Annotated in this window: 20 protein-coding genes and 1 pseudogene; 11 read left to right on the top strand and 10 right to left on the bottom strand. The window is 56.8% G+C overall.

All coding sequences use genetic code 11. The features are described from left to right. The 3 genes from AC0L2C_RS30355 to AC0L2C_RS30345 all read left to right on the top strand — a co-directional run. On the top strand, positions 1-348 hold a 348-nt coding region (locus AC0L2C_RS30355; RefSeq protein WP_473525147.1), incomplete at its 5' end, for a hypothetical protein. Positions 349-387: 39 nt separating this feature from the next. Further along, complete coding sequence (locus tag AC0L2C_RS30350; RefSeq protein ID WP_473525151.1) at positions 388-960, top strand: hypothetical protein; 573 nt, start codon at positions 388-390, stop codon at positions 958-960. A 929-nt stretch (positions 961-1,889) separates the two neighbouring features. After that, the gene (locus AC0L2C_RS30345; protein WP_473525146.1) at positions 1,890-3,473 is read left to right on the top strand and encodes a trypsin-like serine peptidase; all 1,584 of its coding nucleotides are present in this window, start codon (positions 1,890-1,892) and stop codon (positions 3,471-3,473) included. 60 nt (positions 3,474-3,533) lie between these two features. Here the strand turns inward: AC0L2C_RS30345 and AC0L2C_RS30340 are convergent, their stop codons facing one another. From AC0L2C_RS30340 to AC0L2C_RS30320, 5 genes are all read right to left on the bottom strand, one after another. Continuing rightward, the gene (locus AC0L2C_RS30340) at positions 3,534-4,487 is read right to left on the bottom strand and encodes a trypsin-like serine protease (protein ID WP_473525145.1); all 954 of its coding nucleotides are present in this window, start codon (positions 4,485-4,487) and stop codon (positions 3,534-3,536) included. Positions 4,488-4,512: 25 nt separating this feature from the next. After that, the gene (locus AC0L2C_RS30335; RefSeq protein ID WP_473525144.1) at positions 4,513-5,664 is read right to left on the bottom strand and encodes a hypothetical protein; all 1,152 of its coding nucleotides are present in this window, start codon (positions 5,662-5,664) and stop codon (positions 4,513-4,515) included. 164 nt (positions 5,665-5,828) lie between these two features. Then, on the bottom strand, positions 5,829-7,196 hold the full coding sequence (locus tag AC0L2C_RS30330) for a hypothetical protein (RefSeq protein ID WP_473525143.1): 1,368 nt from the start codon (positions 7,194-7,196) through the stop codon (positions 5,829-5,831). Positions 7,197-7,234: 38 nt separating this feature from the next. Then, on the bottom strand, positions 7,235-8,290 hold the full coding sequence (locus AC0L2C_RS30325; protein ID WP_473525142.1) for a hypothetical protein: 1,056 nt from the start codon (positions 8,288-8,290) through the stop codon (positions 7,235-7,237). 968 nt (positions 8,291-9,258) lie between these two features. Then, on the bottom strand, positions 9,259-9,657 hold the full coding sequence (locus tag AC0L2C_RS30320) for a hypothetical protein (protein ID WP_473525141.1): 399 nt from the start codon (positions 9,655-9,657) through the stop codon (positions 9,259-9,261). A gap of 676 nt (positions 9,658-10,333) precedes the next feature. On the opposite strand from AC0L2C_RS30320, the gene AC0L2C_RS30315 reads away from it, so the two are divergent. Beyond that, positions 10,334-11,305 carry an SDH family Clp fold serine proteinase gene (locus AC0L2C_RS30315; RefSeq protein ID WP_473525140.1) on the top strand — a complete coding sequence of 324 codons (972 nt, stop codon included), beginning with the start codon at positions 10,334-10,336 and terminating at the stop codon, positions 11,303-11,305. Between the two features lie 311 nt (positions 11,306-11,616). Here AC0L2C_RS30315 and AC0L2C_RS30310 read toward each other — a convergent pair whose 3' ends face one another. Both AC0L2C_RS30310 and AC0L2C_RS30305 read right to left on the bottom strand, forming a co-directional pair. Beyond that, positions 11,617-11,925 carry a hypothetical protein gene (locus AC0L2C_RS30310; protein WP_473525139.1) on the bottom strand — a complete coding sequence of 103 codons (309 nt, stop codon included), beginning with the start codon at positions 11,923-11,925 and terminating at the stop codon, positions 11,617-11,619. 576 nt (positions 11,926-12,501) lie between these two features. Beyond that, on the bottom strand, positions 12,502-13,062 hold the full coding sequence (locus AC0L2C_RS30305; RefSeq protein WP_473525138.1) for an ATP-dependent DNA ligase: 561 nt from the start codon (positions 13,060-13,062) through the stop codon (positions 12,502-12,504). A gap of 173 nt (positions 13,063-13,235) precedes the next feature. On the opposite strand from AC0L2C_RS30305, the gene AC0L2C_RS30300 reads away from it, so the two are divergent. The 4 genes from AC0L2C_RS30300 to AC0L2C_RS30285 all read left to right on the top strand — a co-directional run bounded on the left by AC0L2C_RS30300 (position 13,236) and on the right by AC0L2C_RS30285 (position 15,246). Next, positions 13,236-13,427, top strand: coding sequence for a DUF3606 domain-containing protein (locus tag AC0L2C_RS30300; protein ID WP_473525137.1), 192 nt, complete (start codon positions 13,236-13,238; stop codon positions 13,425-13,427). Then, positions 13,424-13,609, top strand: coding sequence for a hypothetical protein (locus tag AC0L2C_RS30295; RefSeq protein ID WP_473525136.1), 186 nt, complete (start codon positions 13,424-13,426; stop codon positions 13,607-13,609). Before AC0L2C_RS30300 ends, AC0L2C_RS30295 begins: the two co-directional genes overlap by 4 nt. 852 nt (positions 13,610-14,461) lie before the next feature. Continuing rightward, a complete protein-coding gene (locus AC0L2C_RS30290) occupies positions 14,462-14,614 on the top strand; it encodes a hypothetical protein (protein WP_473525135.1) in 153 nt (50 codons plus the stop codon). Between the two features lie 29 nt (positions 14,615-14,643). Continuing rightward, positions 14,644-15,246, top strand: a complete 603-nt coding sequence (locus AC0L2C_RS30285) for a hypothetical protein (protein WP_473525134.1) — start codon at positions 14,644-14,646, stop codon at positions 15,244-15,246. Between the two features lie 133 nt (positions 15,247-15,379). Here the strand turns inward: AC0L2C_RS30285 and AC0L2C_RS30280 are convergent. Further along, positions 15,380-15,693 (bottom strand): annotated as a pseudogene (locus AC0L2C_RS30280) (hypothetical protein). Positions 15,694-16,068: 375 nt separating this feature from the next. Here AC0L2C_RS30280 and AC0L2C_RS30275 point away from each other — a divergent pair. Beyond that, positions 16,069-16,785, top strand: coding sequence for a thermonuclease family protein (locus AC0L2C_RS30275; protein WP_473525150.1), 717 nt, complete (start codon positions 16,069-16,071; stop codon positions 16,783-16,785). 294 nt (positions 16,786-17,079) lie between these two features. After that, entirely contained in the window at positions 17,080-17,352 is a 273-nt protein-coding gene (locus AC0L2C_RS30270) for a hypothetical protein (RefSeq protein WP_473525133.1), read from the top strand. 800 nt (positions 17,353-18,152) lie between these two features. Here AC0L2C_RS30270 and AC0L2C_RS30265 read toward each other — a convergent pair. Beyond that, positions 18,153-18,320, bottom strand: a complete 168-nt coding sequence (locus AC0L2C_RS30265) for a transposase family protein (RefSeq protein WP_473525149.1) — start codon at positions 18,318-18,320, stop codon at positions 18,153-18,155. Between the two features lie 898 nt (positions 18,321-19,218). Here AC0L2C_RS30265 and AC0L2C_RS30260 point away from each other — a divergent pair. Continuing rightward, positions 19,219-19,605 (top strand): helix-turn-helix transcriptional regulator, encoded by a 387-nt coding sequence (locus tag AC0L2C_RS30260; RefSeq protein WP_473525132.1) that lies wholly within the window; start codon positions 19,219-19,221, stop codon positions 19,603-19,605. Here AC0L2C_RS30260 and AC0L2C_RS30255 read toward each other — a convergent pair. Further along, entirely contained in the window at positions 19,586-20,839 is a 1,254-nt protein-coding gene (locus AC0L2C_RS30255) for a tyrosine-type recombinase/integrase (RefSeq protein ID WP_473525131.1), read from the bottom strand. The genes AC0L2C_RS30260 and AC0L2C_RS30255 overlap by 20 nt on opposite strands. Positions 20,840-20,910: the final 71 nt, after the last annotated feature.

Raw genomic sequence — 20,910 nt, 5'->3', positions numbered from 1 at the left:
TTTCTCTTCATCAGTCCGTCCTTCAATCGAGGCCGGACTCTAATCTCAGATGGAGGAAATTACCCGTGGCAGGTCAAGATGGATACCGTCCGCACCTGCGCTGTCGCCCGCCGTTCCATGATCCGGCTTAGTACCTTTGGGGACTGCGCGTCCGCTTCCCTAGCCATCAGCCCACTCAAAGCGCTCCTTCAGGCCATTCAAATTTCCGAAAGGTACAATTCTACGGTGCTGAAGCATTCCAACCACAATACCGGGATGAATTCTAACCTCATCTGCAAACGCTCTTACTTCACGTTCCGATTTTGGACGAGTTGCCTTAAACTCAGCGAAACGCTTTCGCCCGACTAGAATTTCTTCGGCCCATGCTCGCTTTCGTGATCCAAAACCATGCGCACCGCGCGGGCGCGCACCTCGGGAGAAAACCTGTTAGTCGTCTTGCTCATGATGGCTCCACCTTCTCAAGGTTTGGAGCCTCCGGCAAACCCGGCGCGGTTCAATGCGATTGAAGAGTTTGACGCTGCGCTGCCCGAGATGGAGATCAACGAAAATGTGTCACGTGAGTTTGACGAGGGCGATTGGTCCCTCGGCAGCGAGCTCGAAGTGTTGGCTCCTCGAGACATTCTCCGCGGCTTCCTCGTTCCTATTCGCAATGCGGCCACCGGAGTGCCGGTCACGTTGAAAGTCTTCGCCTTCCTCACCATCAATGATTGCAAAGACATTTTGGATCGCCACCTCCATCAAGGTATCCACTATCACTATGCCCTTGCCGACAACACACACACCACCACGATGGTCTGCTGGGATACGCGATGGATGCCTGGCCCGAAGCATCACAATCAGATCCCCCTTTGTTTCACGAGCTCCATGGGAAGGGAGCGAAGTCTGCTAGCGCTAGGCCGGGAAGATGGGGCGATGAGAAACGCAAGTCGATACGAGACGCCTGCGCTCCCGATCTCCTAAAATGGCCCATCGGCGAATTCCGCTGTGCCTCGGACCAGTCATCGCCGGTTTGGCCCAGAGCGCTTCACTGACGCCGCGACTTCCGCAGCCTGCTAAGACAAAACGCCGGAAAGACACGTAGCCCCATCTGACTGGCGCTAAGTCGATTGTCGGAAGTCGCAAAACATCATTTACGGAACAGCGACAAGCGGATCGGACGCAAGGACTGCCTCCTCGATACTGGCGGGGTCTATACAACCGAAACGCTGGGCTAACACTGGTAATTTGCGTCTATCCTTAGACGCCCGTCGGCTCACGCGACCCAAAAGGCCAAAGCGGGGGAACTTTGCCCGCGCGGTTAGTCACCGAGCCCAAAGCTCCAGGTCAATGGAATCGACGGCGGCAAGACCGGCGCTCGAGTCCCCAGGACACGCGAGCGTGAGTTGAATAGACAGGGTGACTGGAGCATAGGATGCGCCCTCCGTTCCGCCGGTCGACGGCCAGGCTTCCGCGGGGCTGTAGAGGGTTCTGACGAATTCGACACTGTTGGCCGCATCTTCAAGTGGAGCGACAAACGTTTGGCCGTCGATCCCTCGAGCTAATCCAAACTGAACAGTTGCTCGCCCACCATCGGTTAGTGCCAGTTGACCTCTAAAGTCTGCCCGAGTCGCTTTCCAATCGGTTTTGGCTGGGATTTTCGCATCAATTGATCCCACGAAAACGGCTGTAGCAGCTTTCTGCCCATTTCCCTCGCACCGCGCATCAAGACCTTCCAGCAGAATCGATAGAGACCGCCCATCTGGAGACTTGACAACAGCAGCAACCCGCGCCTGAGCCGGAACGCTGGCCAGTTGCGATAACTCGCCCCATTCTACAATAGCCGGCTGTGGTAGGTCTGCCATACCCCCTCCAATTTGCTACAAAAGCGATATCTTGCGGACAGATCGTTCGTGCGCTTGTTTGAAACTAACAAATTGGGTAATATTCCAGATTACAAATTGTTTCAAGTATATGGATTTGTAGCGATGTCCAACCGGAAGTTCCGTTCTGGTACTGCGTTTTTCCTGTTCGGCATGAGCATATTTCCTTATGCGCCGGCAAATGCACAAGAAGCCGACTCTGCTGCCGCGCCCGCTATACAGCGGCCGACCGGCTTCAACTTGAATGACAAGGATCTTCTCGACCGTTTCGATGCTTTTCGCCTCGATGCCGGCAAGCTCAACCCGGGCGGCCGCGATGTCGTTATACCCAAGGCGTTGCAAGAGCAATTCATCGATGTGATAGGCCGAACCGGCGTTAGCACAAACGACAATAGCGATTTCTTTGTGCCGCCGGATTCGCCTGCGATCCGGCAGAACGATGATGTCATCGCCAAACTGGCTGAAACCGCCAAGGTGAGGATCGACGCCAAAGTCTGGGAAGGTTCCTCCATGCAGACGATCTACGGGCGTCTTCTGAACGAATACGACCCCGCCATCACGCCAGGGTTCGCGAAAAGCCAAGACAGGCAATTTTTTGAGGGCGCCCAGGATCTGCTGAAGAACATGCCCGGCTATTCCATGCATGTTGTGAACAGCGATTCGCAGCAAGGCACCGGCTATTTCACCCGGCCTGGTTATAGTGGCACGCCGATTTTTGCCGGAGGCGGGCAAGGGGAGGCCTTTCCAAAGACTCCCCCATACATCGTTGACAAAACCGGTCTGCTTCCCGGTGTTGGTGTCATCGTGCAGCGCGATCAGCTCAAGCAAGCAGCTTCCGGTTGGGAGCTGACAACGACCAACGTGAATCTCGCCTTCAACGGTACCCGTTACCCGCCGTGCGAGGATGAGGAAAGCTTCATGTATCGTTATCGTGCCAGTCCGCGCCTGGAAGGCCGGGTCTGTACTGCTTTCCTGCTGGACTCGAACAGCCGACTCGTCACGGCGCGCCATTGCATGCACGACACCAGCCAGGCGATACCGTTAGGTGCTGGCGATAACCCCTCGCTGATCAACGTTCAGACCGGCCAATACGCGGTTGTCTTCGGCTTTCAGGCGCGTGACACTTCGACGGGCCAGCCGCCGACCACCTTCCCGCCGGAAAATGTGTATTTTTTCAGCCAAGCTGCAACGACCAACTTGGTATTCAATTCCGACATAATCGAGCTTGATCTCGACCGGCCGGTTCCGAGCGATGTGGCGACGCCTTTCAAGAGAGATGATCGGCCTTTGGATATGTCGTTGGCTTTGCTCAAACTAACAGTCGCAGGCTATCCCGTCGGCATGCCTCTCAGCATAGACGCCGAGGAATCGCATTTGACGACGCTCGGCAAATATGGCCAATTCTTCGTCGGTGGCGACAATTATCACGGCGATTCCGGGGCGCCGGTCTTCGATTCCGATACAGGCAGTGTGATCGGACTGATGGTCGGTGGATTGAGCGACTTCAACCTGGATCCCAAAAAAGTCCCCGCTTGCTACATTGCCAATCGAACCGCAAATCCAAAGGATTCGCAGGAGGCGGCACTGCACCTCAAATCGTACCTCGCGCCCTGAACCCTTTGAAGTGGGCTACCTTACCTTTGCCCGATTGAGGTTTGTCCATCGCGCGTTGGCTTATGGCGGAGGACCTTCGGCGGCCAGTTCGGACTGTGTCACGAGCCCTACCGGAATCCCTTCGCGCAACAGCCAGTTTACCACGTCCGAATTTCCGACTGAGGTATAGATGCCGCCGCCGCCGCAATTAAGGCCTGGAATGTTCTTGGTGCCGGCCATGGCGCGAGACGTAATGCCGACCAGAATGTTTTCCAGCGCGATACTTTCTTCCTTTCTCGTCTTGCGGCGAAAGGCGAATACCGGCCCACCGCTATCGCCTTCGCAGGTGTCGACTTTCTCGCCGTCGCCGGGCGCCACTGCCAGCGCGAATTCACGGAACGGCCGGCATATTGAACGCGCCGCCGTACCGGAGGAACAAAAAAACGAGTAGATTGGCACCTGGCCGATGCGTGGCGTCTTCTGCACGATTCCGTTTTCATCACGCCCAAAACCTACGACGGCGAGTTTTCTCACATCAGGCTGCTGCTCCAGGTCGAGGATGTGAACGATGCGTGGCGCGTGTCCGGGATATCTGTCGTTCAGCCACATGAGCGCGAGATCCCGCGAAGCCTGCGTGTCGAGCGGGGCCAGGCAGGAGAAACCCGGATATGGCCTGACATAGCCGTTGAGGGTATACTCCTTCGTCGGTTTATCAGATTGACCCGAAGGCAAGGTGAAGATGAAATCGCTGCCGCAGGAGCAATGGCCGGCAGTAAGGACGGTCTGGTCGCCAATCATAACGCCCGTGCACTGATTCGGGCCCCGAGGCGTGCTGAAGTTGATGCGGACGAGCGAGCTGAATTCCTTGTTCCAATCGGCCGGTGCGCCGTCTGCCACCTTTATTTCGATGCCGCCTTGGCTCGGGTCAAGCGGCGGGGCGTCTTCAGATTCGCCACGCTGAACTGTAAGGTAATCATGAAGAATGACGTCTCCCGCCATGGCCGGATAGGTCAGCATAGCCAGAGCAACGGCCATGCCGATCGTCCTTGAGGCGGACATGCTATTGCCCCTCCGCCACAATCCGGTTGCAGAGCTCCAGTCCGTTCGGATCGTTGGCGAAGCGCTGGTCGAGCATGCAGTTGGCGACCGCTGCACTGCGTCCATCGACTTGCAGCGCGTTGCGGTTGCCGCCAGCCTGGATGACCTGCACAGGTGGTGCCTCACCGGTGGCCACTACTGCCGTCCGCGGCGTGATGATGGTCTGCTTGGCCCGTTCATACTCGTCGATCGCCTTGATCAGCTGCGAGTTGGCTGCGATCAGCTTCTGTTCGTTCTGTGCCTGGTTGAGCCTTATCGTCAATGCTCGCATTGGAACCTGAACGACGATCTGAACCGCCCGTACAACCACATCGGCAACCGCATTCAGCTCGCTTTTCTTGGCGATGGTGATGTCACTTGGCACGCCGTGATCGAAAGTGACGTCCGTCACGCGCTCGACGAAAAGCGACCGCTTGATTTCCAACAGGAAGAGGGGGGCTCCGTTTGGAAGTTGCAGATCGACCGCGCGCTGCTGGTACCAAGGGAATCTGTTGTAATCGCGCGAGGTGGGGTCATCCCGTTTCATGACGACCAGCGTGTAACCGATGGCTGGCCGGTAGAGGATGCCGCGCTTGGTGAAGGCCACGGGATCCGGTAGGGCCTCCTCGCCGAGCGGATCCTTCAAGTCGAAATGCGGCGCGGCGCTGGGGTACCCTGTCTCGGAACATAGGTCGTTCGACCACGCCGGAGCAAAGACATTTTCGCGCGCGTCGATGAACACGCAATAGCCGATCTTCTTCAAGCTTGCGTTGATCATACGCATCTGACTGTAATCGAACGGATCAAGCTCGAAATCGGCGTAGACGACCGTCTTGCCGTCGGTCGAAATCTTGGAATCGAGATCTACAGAACGGCCACCAGCAGCGGTAGCTGCCGCTGCATCGCCTGCCGCCTCCAGTAACGAGATCGTAATGTCCTTGGATTTGTCGACGCTGCGGTTGGCGATGCGCGTAAGCGCTTCGCTGGCGCCATCCTTCTGGATGCCCAGCGCATCCTCGGCAAAGGCTGAACCGAGATAATCGAGACAGTAAGGACCATAAGCCGGATCGGTGACCCATTTAATGGACCGGGCGAGAACATCGAAACGCCGCTGCTCGCCTTCGCTTTCGACCACCTGCAGCTCAATTATGCCCTTCGGCAGTGAATAAGAACTCGCGGAGCCGAGGCAGCCCTGGCCGTCGGCTTGGTCTTCGGGTGCGTAGTTCTGCGTATCGAGCACGGCCGTGCAGCCGCCCATGGTAAGGAGCATGACCAAAAGAGCGCCGTAAAGCCGGTGCATCACTTCTCCTTGCTGTCCTGGAAATCCGCGAAGCTTTGATCGAAATACGCGCTGAAGGCCGGACCGTCCTTGCCGTTGAGCTTGTCGCAGATCGAATTGATTTCCTTTTCGCTGATGCTGACTGTGGGCTCCTTGATGTCAGGCGCGCCGGTGGCCGCAGCAAATTCATCCGTGTTGCTGTAGACCAACTCTCCGTCTCCGTCGGCCGTGTCGTTCTCGCCGGCAAGCTTGGTGATCGCCTCAACATTGCGGTCGAGTTGCGCCTGCTTCAGCTCGATGAGGCGGTTCTGCATTTCAATGACCTGCCGCTCGGCGTCGTAGACGGTCTGGCTCTTCTGCAGCAGGGCGATCTCCGCCGAAATCGTTGCCGAAGGAAGCTGGACCAGTCCGGAAACAAGTTCCACGATCGGCGTCACAGCGCCCTGCACCTCGCTACCTTTTACCAAGCAGACATTGCGCAGGCGGCCCTGTTCGAAGATCAGCGCCGTCTTCTTGACGGCCAGAAAGGCCCTGTTGATGCGAAGCGCCAGTACCGGTGAAATGTTTTCCATTTCGATGTAGATGGTCCTACCGGGCCGCCATTCGCCGTGGCCGAGAGCGTCGGGATTGACAAATATAGTGACCGGATAGGAGATACGCGGACGGTAATATATGGCCGGGACGTTCTTGATCGGAGCATTGCGTATGGCGGCGATCTGGGCCTGCTTCGGCGATGGATTCGCCCTGCCGACATCGACGGGATCGTCGCAATATCTGCCGTATTCGACAGTGTCCGTGTTGAAGCTGAAATCAGCAAGCGCGATACAGAATCCATAGCGTCGCATCGACTTGTTCCACTGAGCCATGGATTCCGCATCAAACGGGTCTATGGTCGGTTCGAGCACGGTAGTCCATTTACTGTCGTCACTCACGTCGGCGGCACGGCCGGAAATGAACCCGGCGTTTCCGGACAGATAGATGAAGATCGCGCGAATGATCTTGGTCAGGACCACGCCCGTCATATCGACGGAATGTGAGGCAACAAGATCGAGGAACCCGCCCGAAGTGCGCGCGGCGGCGGCGAGCGTGACAGAATCCGACGTCCGACGCACCTGCACCTTGTCGTCGGCAAAGCCGTTCTCGAGGAAGTCTAGGCAAAATGTGTAGCGCTGAGGATCATCGGGCACCCGCAGTTCCTTAACCTGCTGCAGGACACTGACCTGGCTTTCCAGATTCTGTCTTATCGCAAAGACCAGCTTGGTCTTGGGCAGCACATAACTGCCCAGGCTGCTCTCGCAGTTTCGGTCCGGAACCGGATAGTAGCCGTTCGGCTCGAAAACGGGTGATGTCTCGACCACGCTGCAGGATGTGGCGAAGAGCACCGCCACGACTACGGAACTCAGAGAGCGAAAAAACGCGGGTCGCGTCATGGAGTGCGAGCGCATGCGATCTCCATTTCCGTGCTTTGCAAAACGACGGGCTTTGGCATACCCGGCGCCATAAGCTCGCCGGGCTTCACCCTGACATTGCGTGTCCACAGGTCCTCACCGCCGATCTGGCAATCATAGGAAACGACCGCGCCACGGTCCCGCGCCTCGACGAAGGGAACAGGATTATAGCCGCACAGCTTGGTTTCGAAGGCGTCAGGCAAATTGCATTTCATGCCTGCTTCGCAGCGGGCACGCATCGTCGACGTGGCATCACACATGCGGATCGAGGAAGCGGAAGCGCCGATATCACCGTAATAGGCATAGTAGATGTGAACGCGCGGCGTGAGCGCGATCGTCACCTTGTCGATTGCCGCGCGCAGTGCCTTCAGATCGGTGAACGCCTTGGGGCTGGCGGCCGCGCCATCCTGGATGAGTTGTGGCGTCCCCTGCGTGACCTTTTTGGTCAGCGCCACGGCATCATCCTTGACCTGGCCAAGAAACAAATCGTCGGCTGGCAAGTTTTTTGCCAGGGTGTCGATGGCACTCCTGGCCTTGGTGATAAGGTTTTGATCCTTCAGGAATATCGTTGCCGCGGCCTGTTCCGCCGCGATCTTGATGACAAGGTCCAGACGGAGACCCGCCTCCGCAGCCGTGACTTGATAAAGCTTGTCGTTGAGCATTGCACGAAGCGAGTTGAGGGCGCTGCGCACGTCGGAATTGTTTAGCACGGGCGGCTCGGCATTTTTAACCAGCGCCTCGATTTTCGGAGCCAGCTTCGTGAGTAGCGCCGAAGCATCGTATTCGTTCGCGCGGTCGATATAGGCTGGGATGAAAACATTCAGATTCTGCGCGGCATCCGTCGGAAGGCCTTTTCCGGGATTCTGGGCAGCGTAGGTCGACAAATATGTTTCGACGACCGCCATAGCCGAGCAGAAGTCCGCCAAGTCTTTCGGCCGGGCAGCATCAGAATCCTTGCACATCGCCGCGGCGACGGGCGTCGAGACGAAAGACACCCACGCTGCAGCAAGCACTGTGAGTGCAACCTTAACCATCGCAATATTCACCACCCCCAAATCTGCATCAACTATAAGCAAACGGCGTCATCATGAACAGTAGGTCCAGGCGCGCCAGTCAAATACATCTGTGGATAACGCTCAGACGTCGGCTAAATCTTCTAGCGAGTAATTTAGTTGGCAGCCAACGCATTGATTGGCACCGACAGCACGAGGCAAGCGGTCGCTCCAGCAAGTTCTAGGAATTGCTGGAGTTGGAGCGGACTAGAACTCATTGGGGCGATACCTTGCGAGGCCACCAAGGCCGTCGCTTTCAGACCATGCGCATTCCCGTTTTTTAATCCCGCGCCCAAGATTGAACCCCGCATTTAAGCGGAAAAACGACTTCTACCGCTCGAAGAAGTGCCGTACTATCAAAACTTCGAACGTTTCGATCCCGACCATCGATCAACCTGCCGTTGCTAGATAGCATTACGGCATCTAATGCGGATCTCGCTAGGAAGCAAAACGTGGGCTCAACGGTAAGTGACCTGGCGCTGGCGTATGCAAAAAACTATTGGGACGCGGGCAACCAGTTGGTTGTTCTTATGTTTGGCTTGGCCTTTGCCGTTTACTACGCTCTGATCCAATACGACGAGGTACGTCGCCTCGTCTCCAAGTACAATTTTCGACTTATACGTCTAGCCGTAATCAGCAACGTGGGTTTATTAATGTTTCTTTGTTTAATGAGTGCGCAAGAGTTAGCGCTTGCCAGGCTCGTAGGCCCAGGCTCCGCCGAAGGCGACACCATAGTGTGGGCGATAGAGGTTGGATTCTGCATAAGAGCGGCTCTACTTGTCGGAAACACACTTCTCTATATAATAGTCTTGAGATTTGTTGGACAAAAGGTTGACCCAACCACGGGTAAAGCGATCGCTCCTGTGACTTAGTATATTTTCGCAACGTTCGACATCGGATAAAAGTGATATTACATTCTGGTGTTACAACATAGGATAAAACAATTTATCTCACTCTGGCGTTCCCGTGCTTATGAGTAACACACCATAATAAAACTTATAAGTCCCAACATCAGTTTTGTATACATACAAGCAGCGGTCGTCGACTTTAGAGCCATATTTTAAAACTCGGCAGTATTTGTCGCCGTCGATTTTCCACGTACCGTGAACATTAGAAACAGCCATTCTCCCATGCGTTCCGGACACCACAATCAATTTACTGGCGGAGGTCCAATGTATCACTCCTGAGAACCCTCCAATTATAGTGCCAACAAATCGCATTTTGTTTCCCAGTAAGGTTCGTTTGATTTCACTGCCTTTAAGTTTCTCGGAAGCGGCGTTCGCCGCACTTGTCGCGCCGACGACGATGCATGCCATCAACACAAAACCAATCTTTCTGACCGTTATCATCGACATCTCCCTCTGTTGCCCCGACGGACCCATTTTTCTTAGCAACTGATGGGTGCGCGTCGACGCCTTGCTAGTCGAAAGGGGATTAGGTAGGGGAGCCCGCATGTTAGCCTGCAGCAAGGGGTAGCTTACGAGGCTCACAGGTTTCAGTCTAGGCTCAGGACCCATTAAAGGGATACACAGGATAACGGCGTTCTGATTCATTGGCGGCGCAAGGGGGGCGCCATGCTGGCTTCGATCAATGGGTCCTGAGTCTCAGTCGCCTGCTCGTATTTCTGACTCAGTAAAAACCGATGCCTGAGTTCAAGACGGTGGCAATGGCAATGCCCCAGGAAAAGCGCACCAGGATGATGAATGGCCATGGCGGCACGATGCAAGGCCGGTGAGCGAAAAGAGGGACGAAATAGCGAAACGAGACCCGAAGCGGCTTCCGCGCGGTGATCAGGTATCTGGGCGCTTTCTGAGCGCAGAGCACCGGCTTAGAAGGCCGGAAGAAATTCAATTTCGTCTGCGATAGGTCTAACTTTGAGCCGGCAATAGCAGGGGGAACATTTAGAGAAACTTTGAACTGAAAGCCGTGGTCAGACGCACCATCCGACGCCTTTGTACACGAAAAATGTCTTGACTTCTCCGGCGAACAGGCGGAGCAAGCCAAAAAGGGTGGGGGCAAGCTATAATGAACTATGCTGCGCGTCAGGCGTACTATCGAGAAATCGAAAAGACGCGCGGCTCCAAAGTAATCGCCTTCGTCAATGGCGAGCGACTTGGCCTGCAGACCATAATAGCTGGCGACGCCATAGAGCCCTTCGTGGCTCTGCTCGACACTATCGGTCCGACGAAGAAACTATCTTTGATCCTGGACACGAACGGAGGCCTCACCTCGGCGGCATGGCGTTTGATCCATCTGCTACGTTCTTTTGGTGACGAGATCGAGATAATTGTGCCAGCAAAAGCAATGAGCGCTGGCACTCTCATGGCTCTGGGCGCCGATAAAATCGTGATGACCAAACAGGCTGCGCTTGGACCCATTGATCCGAGCTTAGAAAATCATGCACTAAATCCGATCATCAGCACCGGAGAGCGCGTCCCGGTCAGCGCAGAAGCAATACGTGGGTATCTTAGCGAGATCAAAAAGGATGTGACCGACCCAGTAGCCCTTGCGTCGATTTGGACCCATCTGGCGACTCAGATCCATCCTCTAGTACTCGGGCAGATATTCCGTCTCGGAGGCCAAATACGTTCGATGGCTAAGTCGCTGATCAAAGGCCAGGTCAAAGACGAGAAGCAGCAGAACGACATCATCGACTTACTTTGCTCTGACTCAGGTAGTCATGACTATACCATAAATCGTCGGGTTGCCGCGGAGATTGGTCTTGCAGTCGAGAAACCCGGTGACGAGTTATACAAGATTCTATCTAGCATAACGAAATCTTATCACTCTGAGCTCAAAACTCTCGAGCCGTTTAGCCTACAAGGCCTACTGGCGGGCGCACCACATGCGCAGTATACCTTGGTGAGAGGGTTGATTGAGGCGACGGAAGCAGGCTGCTACGGTTACGTCACGCAAGGGGAAGTGGCAGCGCCAGTGGCCGCTGGAGCGCCGATAGGAAGCACAAAAACGTTCGAAGGATGGAGGAAGTTGCCGTGACACAGACCTCTGATGGAAGCAAAATCTTTCGCATGAACGCCGACGCGCCGAGCGCCCGCTCCGACAATGTGAGCGGCTTATCCGCAGACAGTCAGCGGTGGGGACATCAATCATCCGCCTCTGAACCGAACTGGAGCGTGGCCCAACCAGGGTTCACGATGCCGCCTGAGACTGGAAAGATTCGAAATTAGCGGCTCGTCCGGCATATGATGAGGGTCACCGGATCGGCAAATGGAGCGAGGGCTCCTGTGATCCGATGAGCTTACCCTGACCCTTTTAGCGCCGGAATTTTCGGTCGTATCTGGGCGCAGTCAGCGCCGTTCCCTCGCCTTCCGATAATCACTCACGTCCACGCGTTTCATCTCAGCGGGAGTGTATGTCAGGCCGACCTGCTTGCCGCCGCACCTGGCGCATTTCAGCTTGGGAATGAGATCATCCGACATCGCGGGCGCGTCAGGGCCGAGCTTGGCCTTGATCGCCTGCAGGTCGAGCGCTTGATTGTGGTGGCATTTTGGATTGTGGCAGAACGCGATGAGCCGCATCTTGCCATCGATCAATGATTGTAGTGTCCAGCCTTTCGCCATTCGGTCGATATAGCTCTGGCTCTTGACGATTGCCAATCCCGCGCCAATCATCTGTGGTACAGTAGCGCCATTCACCAGCGAGCAAGTTCGTCATGAAGCCTGGACTACTTGAAGAAGTTCCCTGGTCAGATGACTCCATCACGGTTTACGACAAAGAGAATTTCACCATCTACCTTCAGATCCTGGACGCCTGCGCCGACAATGCACATAGAGGAAATGGCAGAACTCATTCTCGGCATCGACCCGGCTCTTGAACCGGTGCGCACCCGCAACGCTGTTCGCAGCCATATCGACCGGGCATGGTAACGACCGGCTCCAAGCACCTGTTCGCCGGCTGACTGCTATTCTTCATCGCTAAAGCCCAGCAGCGATGCATGGCGTATGTGGGCGTGGTCGCCGCGAAGATGCTTGACGCGCAGCTTCACCCCGGGCCCGACCCACTGCGTCGCCGGCCGCTTTTTCAGGGGTGGGCCGGCGTGTTCCTGCACACGCTTCCATAGCCGCTCCTTCATGTCGCGGCCCAGGGTGATGAAGGCCGAACCGACATATTTCCCGGTGCCAGGCTCTGCCAGTAGCGCGAATGCTGCTTGCCGGGCTCGCGTTCGACGCCGATCAGTTCGAACTCGTCGACCGAAGCTCTTTGTCTTCAGCCAGTTCGAAGTCGGGCCGCTGCGATATTTGCTGTCGGCGCGCTTCGAGACGATCCCTCGAGACCGGCCTGGTCGGCGAGATAGAATTCGCCTTTGCGTCACCAGGCATCGCCTCGCTGAACTGGATCCGGCTGTTTGGCTTGGTGATGCCGTAGAGGATTTCGCGGAGCCCCTTGCAGCCGATGTCACGTAGGTCGTGGCCATTCAGGTGTAGGATATCGAAGGCGCCGAGGATCATGGCGTAGGGATCGCTGTGGACGGCTTTCTGCAGCGCGCCGAAGTCGGGCAGCCCGGCCTCGTTGGTGACGACCGCTTCACCGTCGATGATCGCATTCTCGACCTCAAGCTCCCGCGCGGCTTCGACAAACCCTGTATACTCGTTCGTCCAGTCCGCACCGGTTTTGGTGAAGACGCGAATATCCTCGGGGCTGTTGATGACGATCTGAGAGCGGTAGCCGTCGAGCTTGATCTCGTGAATCCAATTTTCACCTGCGGGCGGCTTGGCGACCAGCTTGGGCTCCATCGGCGGAATGAACTCGAGCCGGCGGGGCCGGTACTTACAATTTTACGCACCCATTCGATTCTAGGTGGCGGGCTTCTACTAGCCAGAGTGAACAGAACGTGATTCCGCAGTGGCGCGGAAACCACATCCGCTTGCAAGCGTTGCCATCGACCGAAGCGCACCAGGAGAACGACATGGCCGACGACAAGAGCAAGCGAGACTTCCGCGACCGCGACCGTGTGTCCGCCGGTGACGACTACGAGATCGAATATTTTGCCCAGCAGAACGGCGTCTCGGCAGACCAAGTCCGCCAGCTTATCAAAAGGAAGGGCAACGACCAGGCCATTTTGACAGAAGCCGCGAGGGGATTGCGGGAACAGAAATGAGATACCGGACCAACAACGAAGGCACGGGTTACAAGGGCAAGGACTACGACCGGCCGATTAAGCGGGAGGCAGAGCATTTCGAGCCTTGTCCAGTGTGCCGACAGGACTTCGACAAGCGCGACCTTGGCCAGGTGCTTCATCATGCGAAACCCGAGCATCCACCGGTGCAGCCTGTGAATTAAACTGCGCCTTGCGGAGACGGCCGCGGGTGATCGGAGAGCGCCGGGTGCAGCGTGCCTAATACGACTTCTTGATCTTCCAATTCCTCTTCGGTTTCGGTGCCGGTGCAGTAGAAAGAGCAGTTTCGGCTTTAAGCCGTTGCTCCCGCAGCCGAGCCGTCTTTGCATCTCGTGCCGCGCGCTCGACCTCGATCAATTCCCGCGCAGCATCCGATGTGCGCTCCTGTCTGTCGTATTTTTCTTTATCGGATAAGTATCGCCTTTCCCGCATTGTTGTCCTCGATCTGACGGTACGGCGCTTTCTTGGCGCCCGAACGATTGTCGCCAGATCGTGTTCCCCCCAGACAACAAAAAAGCCCGCCGCACCTTTCGGCACGGCGGGCGATCAGTCGTTCACCAGGCACGGGGGTGGGCGGGGGTGGTGTGCCCGGATCGTTTGAAACCTACGCGCGCCGCCGGCGCGCGTCTACCAACCGGCAGTTGGCACCTTTCGGCACGACGGGCTGGCAATATGCCAAACTGCAAAGATCAACGTGGCGTCGGTTACTCGTCGCCTTACCTATCGGCGGATTGGTGAAGCCGATCACGCTTAAGCAGAAGGTTAGGCGCATCCTTCGCAAAGGAAAAAGAAAAATGTGACCAAAATATCACATGAAACTGCAATCGCCCTCTGGCGTTGTGATGCAAGACTCTGTTAACGTGAAGTTCACCAGCGCTTCGCTATTGACCTTCAAGGCGAATTGTGGTTGGCGAAAAACCGAGTCGCAGCCTTGAAAATGCTGCATTGCAGCATCACCTATTACTAACGCCAGACAAGTGCAATTCCGCACTTTCTGGACACTGGGAGAAGAAGACATGACCAGACCAGACACTCAAGCCCAGAGCGGCTCGAGCGAAAAGGTCGTTCGGGCGTGCCCAAATAACGGCCTTAAAGAGCCGGTTCAGAAGTTCGAAGACACCTTTAGCGCCGCAACCGTTCTGATGAAGGCTTTTTTCCCCGGAAAATAGGCCTTAGAAACTAAACTGAAAGAAAGCCCTTGCTGAACGCGGGGGCTTTTTTTATTGCTCATCAATTGGGCAGGGCTGGACAGATGATTCCCTTCAAGCAGTTTCAAGATCTCGATGACGAGACCTTTTTCCTCGATTTTGTAGAATCCTTTCATGCCGAGGCTTGGTCTGCGCTAGCGGACAGCAGCGGGTCAACACTTACCGTAGATCGCGATCTTATCAAATTTGCCTACGACCTCTACAAGGTCAACATCGAGAGCTACACGAAGGTTCTCAATTCGCAAAACCCCGACCACTACAAGCGAGCCGGCGCACTGCTCCACGCGCTTTATCGTGCGCAGCCTGTCGTTGCCGTGAACTGGAGCGAGGAGATCGAGCGATTGAAGAATTTCGACAATGTTGGCGTCAGCTACGGCGATGTTCAGCACTGGGACAATTATACCTCATGGGCAAACAACTATGCTAACCCTGGTATGGCATTTGACCTGGCCTTCCGGTGCTGCCAGCTCTATGAGCACGAAATCAGGACCTACGATAAGGATTTCCTCGATAGCATGTGCTTCTATATGACGACTAACACGGCAATCAATGTCGGTTCCTTCGTCATGATTCTCAAAGCGTTCATGACTTAGAGGCTCGCGCCGTCACTTTCTGATTTCGCTTCTTCTTTATAGGCTTCTCATGCGGCTTCGGCGGCGTCTTCAGCATCCGCGTCAGCGTCTCGTTGAAGCGCTGTTCGTCGGAATCCTTTAACGTTCCATCCATTCACGCCGCCGGCTTGATTTTCCGGATGACCATCTCGAACAGGATATCCGAGATCCACATTGCCGACACCCCGATCAGGAATGCCGCGGCGAGCGTCGTGGTGTCGTCGTCAGTCGCCGGAATCGGCAAGCCGGTGGCTCGGAAGTAGTGCACGACGGGAAGCGTCAGATAGGCCGCTGCCAGCGCCCCGCAGATCGGTGATGCGACCGTTTCGCGTACCTTGTAGGGGTGGCGCGACAGAGCGCGCAGGACGCCCTAGCGAGGCCGGCAGCAACGACCGGGCCTCGGAACTCGGCAAAGGTCTCCGGCGGCACATCTTCGTATGGTTTGCCGCTGGCGACGAATCACACCGAAAGGATTCTGCGATCCAGATCGTATTCCGTTTTGCGTATCGAGGTGGATGGCATGACGGCGGCTCGAAACAGTCAACGATCGGGTGGGCCGTCGCGTTCCTTGTTGGGGGGGTGCGCAAGGCCCAGGAAGGTCCCGGCGACCACGAGGTCAATGGCTTCATGACCACGAAGCCGAACGCACCGTGAAGGCCCACTGGACTCTCCGGAGCAAAGAACGCATTGTTCCCGAGGGGAGCGGGGGACTTGGACAAATCTCGATATAACAATCGGTCTGGCCAGTGGCGGAAGCGCGCTGGCTTAAGGCGGTATCGTGCGCGTCGGCTCTCGGGCGTGCCGATGCGGCTGGTGTATGTGACCATCGCGGCAGTGGCCGCATTGGCGACACAGTACTTCCTGCAGCGCACCGACGTGTCGAAATGGGTCGGCCCGGCTCCCGCTCCAATAGCGGGTGTTGCTTCCGTAATCGACGGCGACACGATCGAAATCCGCGGCCAGCGTATCCGTTTCAGTGGAATCGACGCCCCGGAGGCCGCGCAACAGTGCGATGACGCCAAGGGCTTCCACTACCAGTGCGGTGCGAAGTCCGCCGCCGCTCTTGACGCCTTCTTGGCGGCCTCGAGGCCGGTCCGGTGCACTTTTGTCACTTGGGACCGCTACGGCCGCTTTGTTGCCGACTGCTCGCGGGCCGACGGCGCCAGTGTGGCCGGCTGGATGGTCGAGCACGGCCAGGCGCTCGACTGGCCCCGTTACAGCCAAGGCGGCTATGCAGGGCAGCAGGCGAAGGCCAGGGCGGCGAAGGTCGGTCTTTGGGCTGGCGAGTTCGAGGCGCCATGGGATTGGCGCGCTGAGCAAGCGGACCATGCCCGACCGGCCGTCAGCCAGCCTCTCGGCATCATCAGCCGACAGGTAGTGCAAAGTTACTCGTGCCAGCCGCGGCGGACTTGCTCGCGAATCAGCTCATGCGATGAAGCGCAGTGGTATCTCAGCAATTGCTCGTGGGGCGGTAAGCTGGACCGCGATGGCGACGGAGTTGCATGCGAAACGCTGTGCTAGCGCGCTAATTAAGCGCGGGCTACGAAGGACCAAACGGCCGGCATAATCTTGGGCAATTTAGGGGGTGGGATAATGGGGACGGCCGGTCGACGTGCCGCAGTTTCGGCTGCGGTAGTTTTGGCGCTTGCAAACGCATCATGCACAACCTCACAGCAGGCGCTTAGCAAAAATCCGAGTGCGGTGAGTACCTCTGCCCTTTGCAGATCATACGCCTCGACCCGTGACGAACGCTTCCGTGACGACCTCTACATGGAACTAGCTCGGCGGTCGGTCGATGCACGTCAATGCGCCGAGATGACCCGGAAACAAAATCAAGCGATTGCTGTGGGCGTAGCGATCGCCGCAGTGGGCGCCGCGGTGGCTGTGTGCTCGAACAACAACTGTGGCGGTGGGGGCTACAGCAGGCCGAACTATTACCAAGGCGCCGATTGGGACGCGTTCTACAATCAGTATGGCCAGGTGGTTTGGGCCTGCCGAGAGATAGCTACCGGCCGTTTTGTCGACTACGGCTACTGCTACGGAAAGGCGCAGACGGATTGGCGTTGGCCGGCAAAATACGCCTACTGAAACAGACCGGCGGTCGCGCGTCCGCATCGTCGGCTGCGGCGTCGAGCAGGCGAATATAGGTCAGCAGGCACTCTAGTATGACGGCCTGATTGCAAAGGTTGACTCGCATCTGGCGATGGCACACCCTCGTTGATCATTGGGGGGACAGTCGAATGGCGTTCCGAGCTAACAAACCCGTTATATACCGGCGTTTCAAACCAGTTACGGGGAATTTTCCCGAGCAAACGTTGCAGGAATTGTGCCAAACGGTACTTTCATCGCCTGGGACCACTGGAGCCTTAGTCCGGGACGATTGGCTCGCGCGGCGATATCCAGCGTGGGATATCCATGACCATTACCGGTTTTCGTATGGTCTCGACAGTTCTGACGGTGCTTTATTCGGGATGCTCTGCCCGTATTCGCCCAATGAGTACATCGCGATTATCCGTGAAGAGGCAGAGGATTTGGCCAGCGAGGAACATATCTCCCTGCACGAGGCTATGAAAAAAGTTCAAGTCGCAGAGTCTCACCCCCCACGGGCGAAAATTTCCTAAAGGGTCACTGTTATTTTCTAATTCGAGGTTCGGCTTCAAAGCCCGACGTAGGAAGATAAGTCGTCTCGCGCTTTCCCAAATCGCATCGTCTGCAAGCGCGGGCTGCCGCGCCGCCGCACGACGCGCAGCAGGGTGTCGTTGCTCACTAGCAGCATCAGCCTCTGGGCGAAGCTCGCTGCCGGGCGCCCCCCAGGACAAGCCCAAGATGAAGCACGATATCGTCGAGGCGAGCCGTTCGCCGCGCCCATGGCGCCAAGGACACCATTGTCAAAGCGCTCGGCGAAGATTCGCCGGCCGCACAGCGTAGTGGAACCGGCGCACCAGGACGACCAGCCGAACAGGCTTTCCAGCTAACGGCAGATCCGCCAAGCGCCGCTGATACCGGCTGTGGATCCGCTCCGATCTCGTTCCGCAGCCCGGACAGGCACTCGCCATGCTCAAAGGACGGACCGTAATGAGCGTCGCGTCGACCTCACCCGCGACATCTTCAACAACAAAGCCACGAGGGTCGATGGTCGGAGGCCTGGCCCATGGCATTGATTCCTTTGTGAAACCAGTCCCAGCCGACGTCACAATGTCATCAAAACTGAGTCAGAGCCAGTTTTGGAAGCCGTTTGACATCGGTACAAGGAGATGGTCGCCAATTCGCCGAACTAGGAGATGGAGAAATGCAGGAGCAGGCGTTGACACTCATCGCCCCATACAGGTGTAGCTGGTGGCATCGGTCGCCGTGCTCTTTGAAATAATCAGCACGCCCTGCGAACGAGCGTTCCGCGAGGTCGCAGCTGATCGAATTGGTCGGCCTGCCCGCACTTGGCGTGCTCCCGGTGCCCTGTCCCGGATGGTCACACCATACGCCGAAAATCGCCCATCTCCAGCGGGGATTCGGACGGCACCGTCGTTAGGAGCTGGTCGCCCTTGCGACCTGCCGGTTGCGGCCCAGAGCGCGGATCCGTAGGTGTCGCGTCGGCCAGCCGGCTCCCGACTGTTTGAGGAGGGAGCCAATGGGACGTGTGATTGGAATGGACATCCACCGCACCTTTGCGGAGGTGGTGGTTTGAGAAGACGGCCGGTTTCGCCTTTGGTGCGAGGAAGATAATGACACGGTTAGAAACGTAGTGGCGGTGTTTTCCGACAAGTGGAAGCTTTGGCAACCACTTCACTTCACGTCACGTGTAACACTCCTAGGTTTCAATGACCGGCAAACATTGAGAAAAGTTTCCAGTGCGGTCCTGACACTGTCTGTAATAGAGCGCCTTTGGATTTCCCTCGTTCGTAAGCGAGGCTATGTGGTCGCAATTGATGGCTGTACGCGATCTCGGAAAGTTGCGCGATGGTTGGCCAGCAAGACAACCCTCCCGGTTACGCAATGGTCAAACCGCAGTCGTCTTCAGAGGTGGACAAATTCAAAATTGAGCAGCCTGGCCCGTTTCCGGTTCTGCCACACATCGGGTCGTGTCGGGTCGTGCGAACTGTTCGTCGGGCGCAGCTGCGAGAAATCGTCCCTTTATCGGACACGACCATCTACGAGATGGAACAGCGTGGCGAGTTCCCACGACGCTTCAACCTGACCCCCCGCTGTGTTGTTTGGGATCTGGCGGAGGTCGAGGCTTGGGTCCGGGCAAGGCGAAAGGCGTCGTCTGCCGGCAATATCGAAATCGCCCCAGGTCCAGATGTGCGGTCGCGGAAGACGAGGCCTGTCAAATCGGATCGAGAATGATCGCCGCCCCGGCATCCGGCTGGAGTACGGGCGAGTGCTTCTTGCCCGCCGCCCAGGCCTCAACCATGTCAGCCCATTCCTGCAGCATATGACGACGCTGCGGCTCGTATTCAGCCTTGTTATAGACGCCGCGCGAAGTGCGGCTGTCTTCGTGGGCAAGGCATTTTTCGATCCAGTCGCGATTGAATCCGATCTCGTTTAGGAGTGTCGAGCCGGTCCGCCGTAGGTCGTGCACTGTAAAGGGCGCAAGCGGCAATTCTTGTCTTTTTGCGCGATCGACAATGGCTATGGTGACCCGATTGAAGGTGGCGCGCGACATGGGTTCGTCGGCGTCATAGCGAGATGGCAGCACGTGTCGGGAGTTCGCTGCGCAAGTCTTGAGGGCAATCAGGATATCGAGGGATTGGCGGGACAGGTAGACGTTATGTGGCTTTTTCCGTTTCATTCGCTCTTTGGGAATGCTCCAAACAGCGTTCTCAAAATCGACCTCGTCCCACGTCGCGTCCAGCAGCTCACCTTTCCGAACCATCGTGAGCAGGATCAGCTTTAGGCCGAGCCGTATCGTCGCCAACGTTGGCACATTTTCCAACTCATTCAGCATGATTCGGACTTCTGCGGGGGACAATGCTCGGTCTTTTGCCTCGAACGTGGCAATCGAAGCCGGTCCTACCTCGTCCGCTGGATTGGCAATCTTCTCGCCGTGCAGAATGGCATGACCATAGATCTGCTTAACAATATCCCGGACATGAATGGCTGTTGCCGGCGCGCCACGGTCGCGCACCTTCGCGCAGAGCGCCCGCAAATCGTCAGCTGTTATTTCTGTGAGGAGCCTTTTGTCCCAGATCGGCAAGATGTCTCGATCGAAGATGGCCTTGCGCATTGAGCGCGTGCTATCCGCCATTTTAGCCTCCTTAAACCAGGCCCGGCCGGCATCGCCGAAGGTGGCCATTGCAGATAGGCGCCGCTTCTCACGCTGCTTTTCATGCGCCGGCGATTGTCCGGCTGCCACCATTTTTCGAGCGGCAATGCAGCGGTCACGCGCCTCTGCTAGGGAGATGCCACCCTCACCATAGCGGCCCAGCGTGACTGTCTCTCGCCTTCCATTCATTCGGTAGTCGTATCGGAACGAGATCTGCCCGGCCGTGGACACCGTGGCGTACATACCGTCACGATCAGCGACCTTGTATATTTTGTCTTTTGGTTTCAGCTTCTTAAGCGCAATGTCGGTGAGCATGGCGAGGGCAATCCAAGCGCGTGGCCGCATATCCAGCGCCAGATTTTACCGTCATCGTTTTTACCGTCAAG

It is taken from the genome of Mesorhizobium sp. WSM4845, from assembly GCF_055811455.1.
This window is presented reverse-complemented; position numbering and strand designations above follow the sequence as displayed.

Coding starts and splice junctions, on each gene's coding strand:
- AC0L2C_RS30350 (WP_473525151.1), top strand. CDS start 388: ATGCGCACCGCGCGGGCGCGCACCTCGGGAGAAAACCTGTTAGTCGTC.
- AC0L2C_RS30340 (WP_473525145.1), bottom strand. CDS start 4,487: ATGGCCGTTGCTCTGGCTATGCTGACCTATCCGGCCATGGCGGGAGAC.
- AC0L2C_RS30325 (WP_473525142.1), bottom strand. CDS start 8,290: ATGGTTAAGGTTGCACTCACAGTGCTTGCTGCAGCGTGGGTGTCTTTC.
- AC0L2C_RS30320 (WP_473525141.1), bottom strand. CDS start 9,657: ATGATAACGGTCAGAAAGATTGGTTTTGTGTTGATGGCATGCATCGTC.
- AC0L2C_RS30315 (WP_473525140.1), top strand. CDS start 10,334: ATGAACTATGCTGCGCGTCAGGCGTACTATCGAGAAATCGAAAAGACG.
- AC0L2C_RS30305 (WP_473525138.1), bottom strand. CDS start 13,062: ATGGAGCCCAAGCTGGTCGCCAAGCCGCCCGCAGGTGAAAATTGGATT.
- AC0L2C_RS30300 (WP_473525137.1), top strand. CDS start 13,236: ATGGCCGACGACAAGAGCAAGCGAGACTTCCGCGACCGCGACCGTGTG.
- AC0L2C_RS30295 (WP_473525136.1), top strand. CDS start 13,424: ATGAGATACCGGACCAACAACGAAGGCACGGGTTACAAGGGCAAGGAC.
- AC0L2C_RS30290 (WP_473525135.1), top strand. CDS start 14,462: ATGACCAGACCAGACACTCAAGCCCAGAGCGGCTCGAGCGAAAAGGTC.
- AC0L2C_RS30275 (WP_473525150.1), top strand. CDS start 16,069: ATGCGGCTGGTGTATGTGACCATCGCGGCAGTGGCCGCATTGGCGACA.
- AC0L2C_RS30270 (WP_473525133.1), top strand. CDS start 17,080: ATGACCCGGAAACAAAATCAAGCGATTGCTGTGGGCGTAGCGATCGCC.
- AC0L2C_RS30265 (WP_473525149.1), bottom strand. CDS start 18,320: ATGGCGAGTGCCTGTCCGGGCTGCGGAACGAGATCGGAGCGGATCCAC.
- AC0L2C_RS30260 (WP_473525132.1), top strand. CDS start 19,219: ATGGTTGGCCAGCAAGACAACCCTCCCGGTTACGCAATGGTCAAACCG.
- AC0L2C_RS30255 (WP_473525131.1), bottom strand. CDS start 20,839: ATGCTCACCGACATTGCGCTTAAGAAGCTGAAACCAAAAGACAAAATA.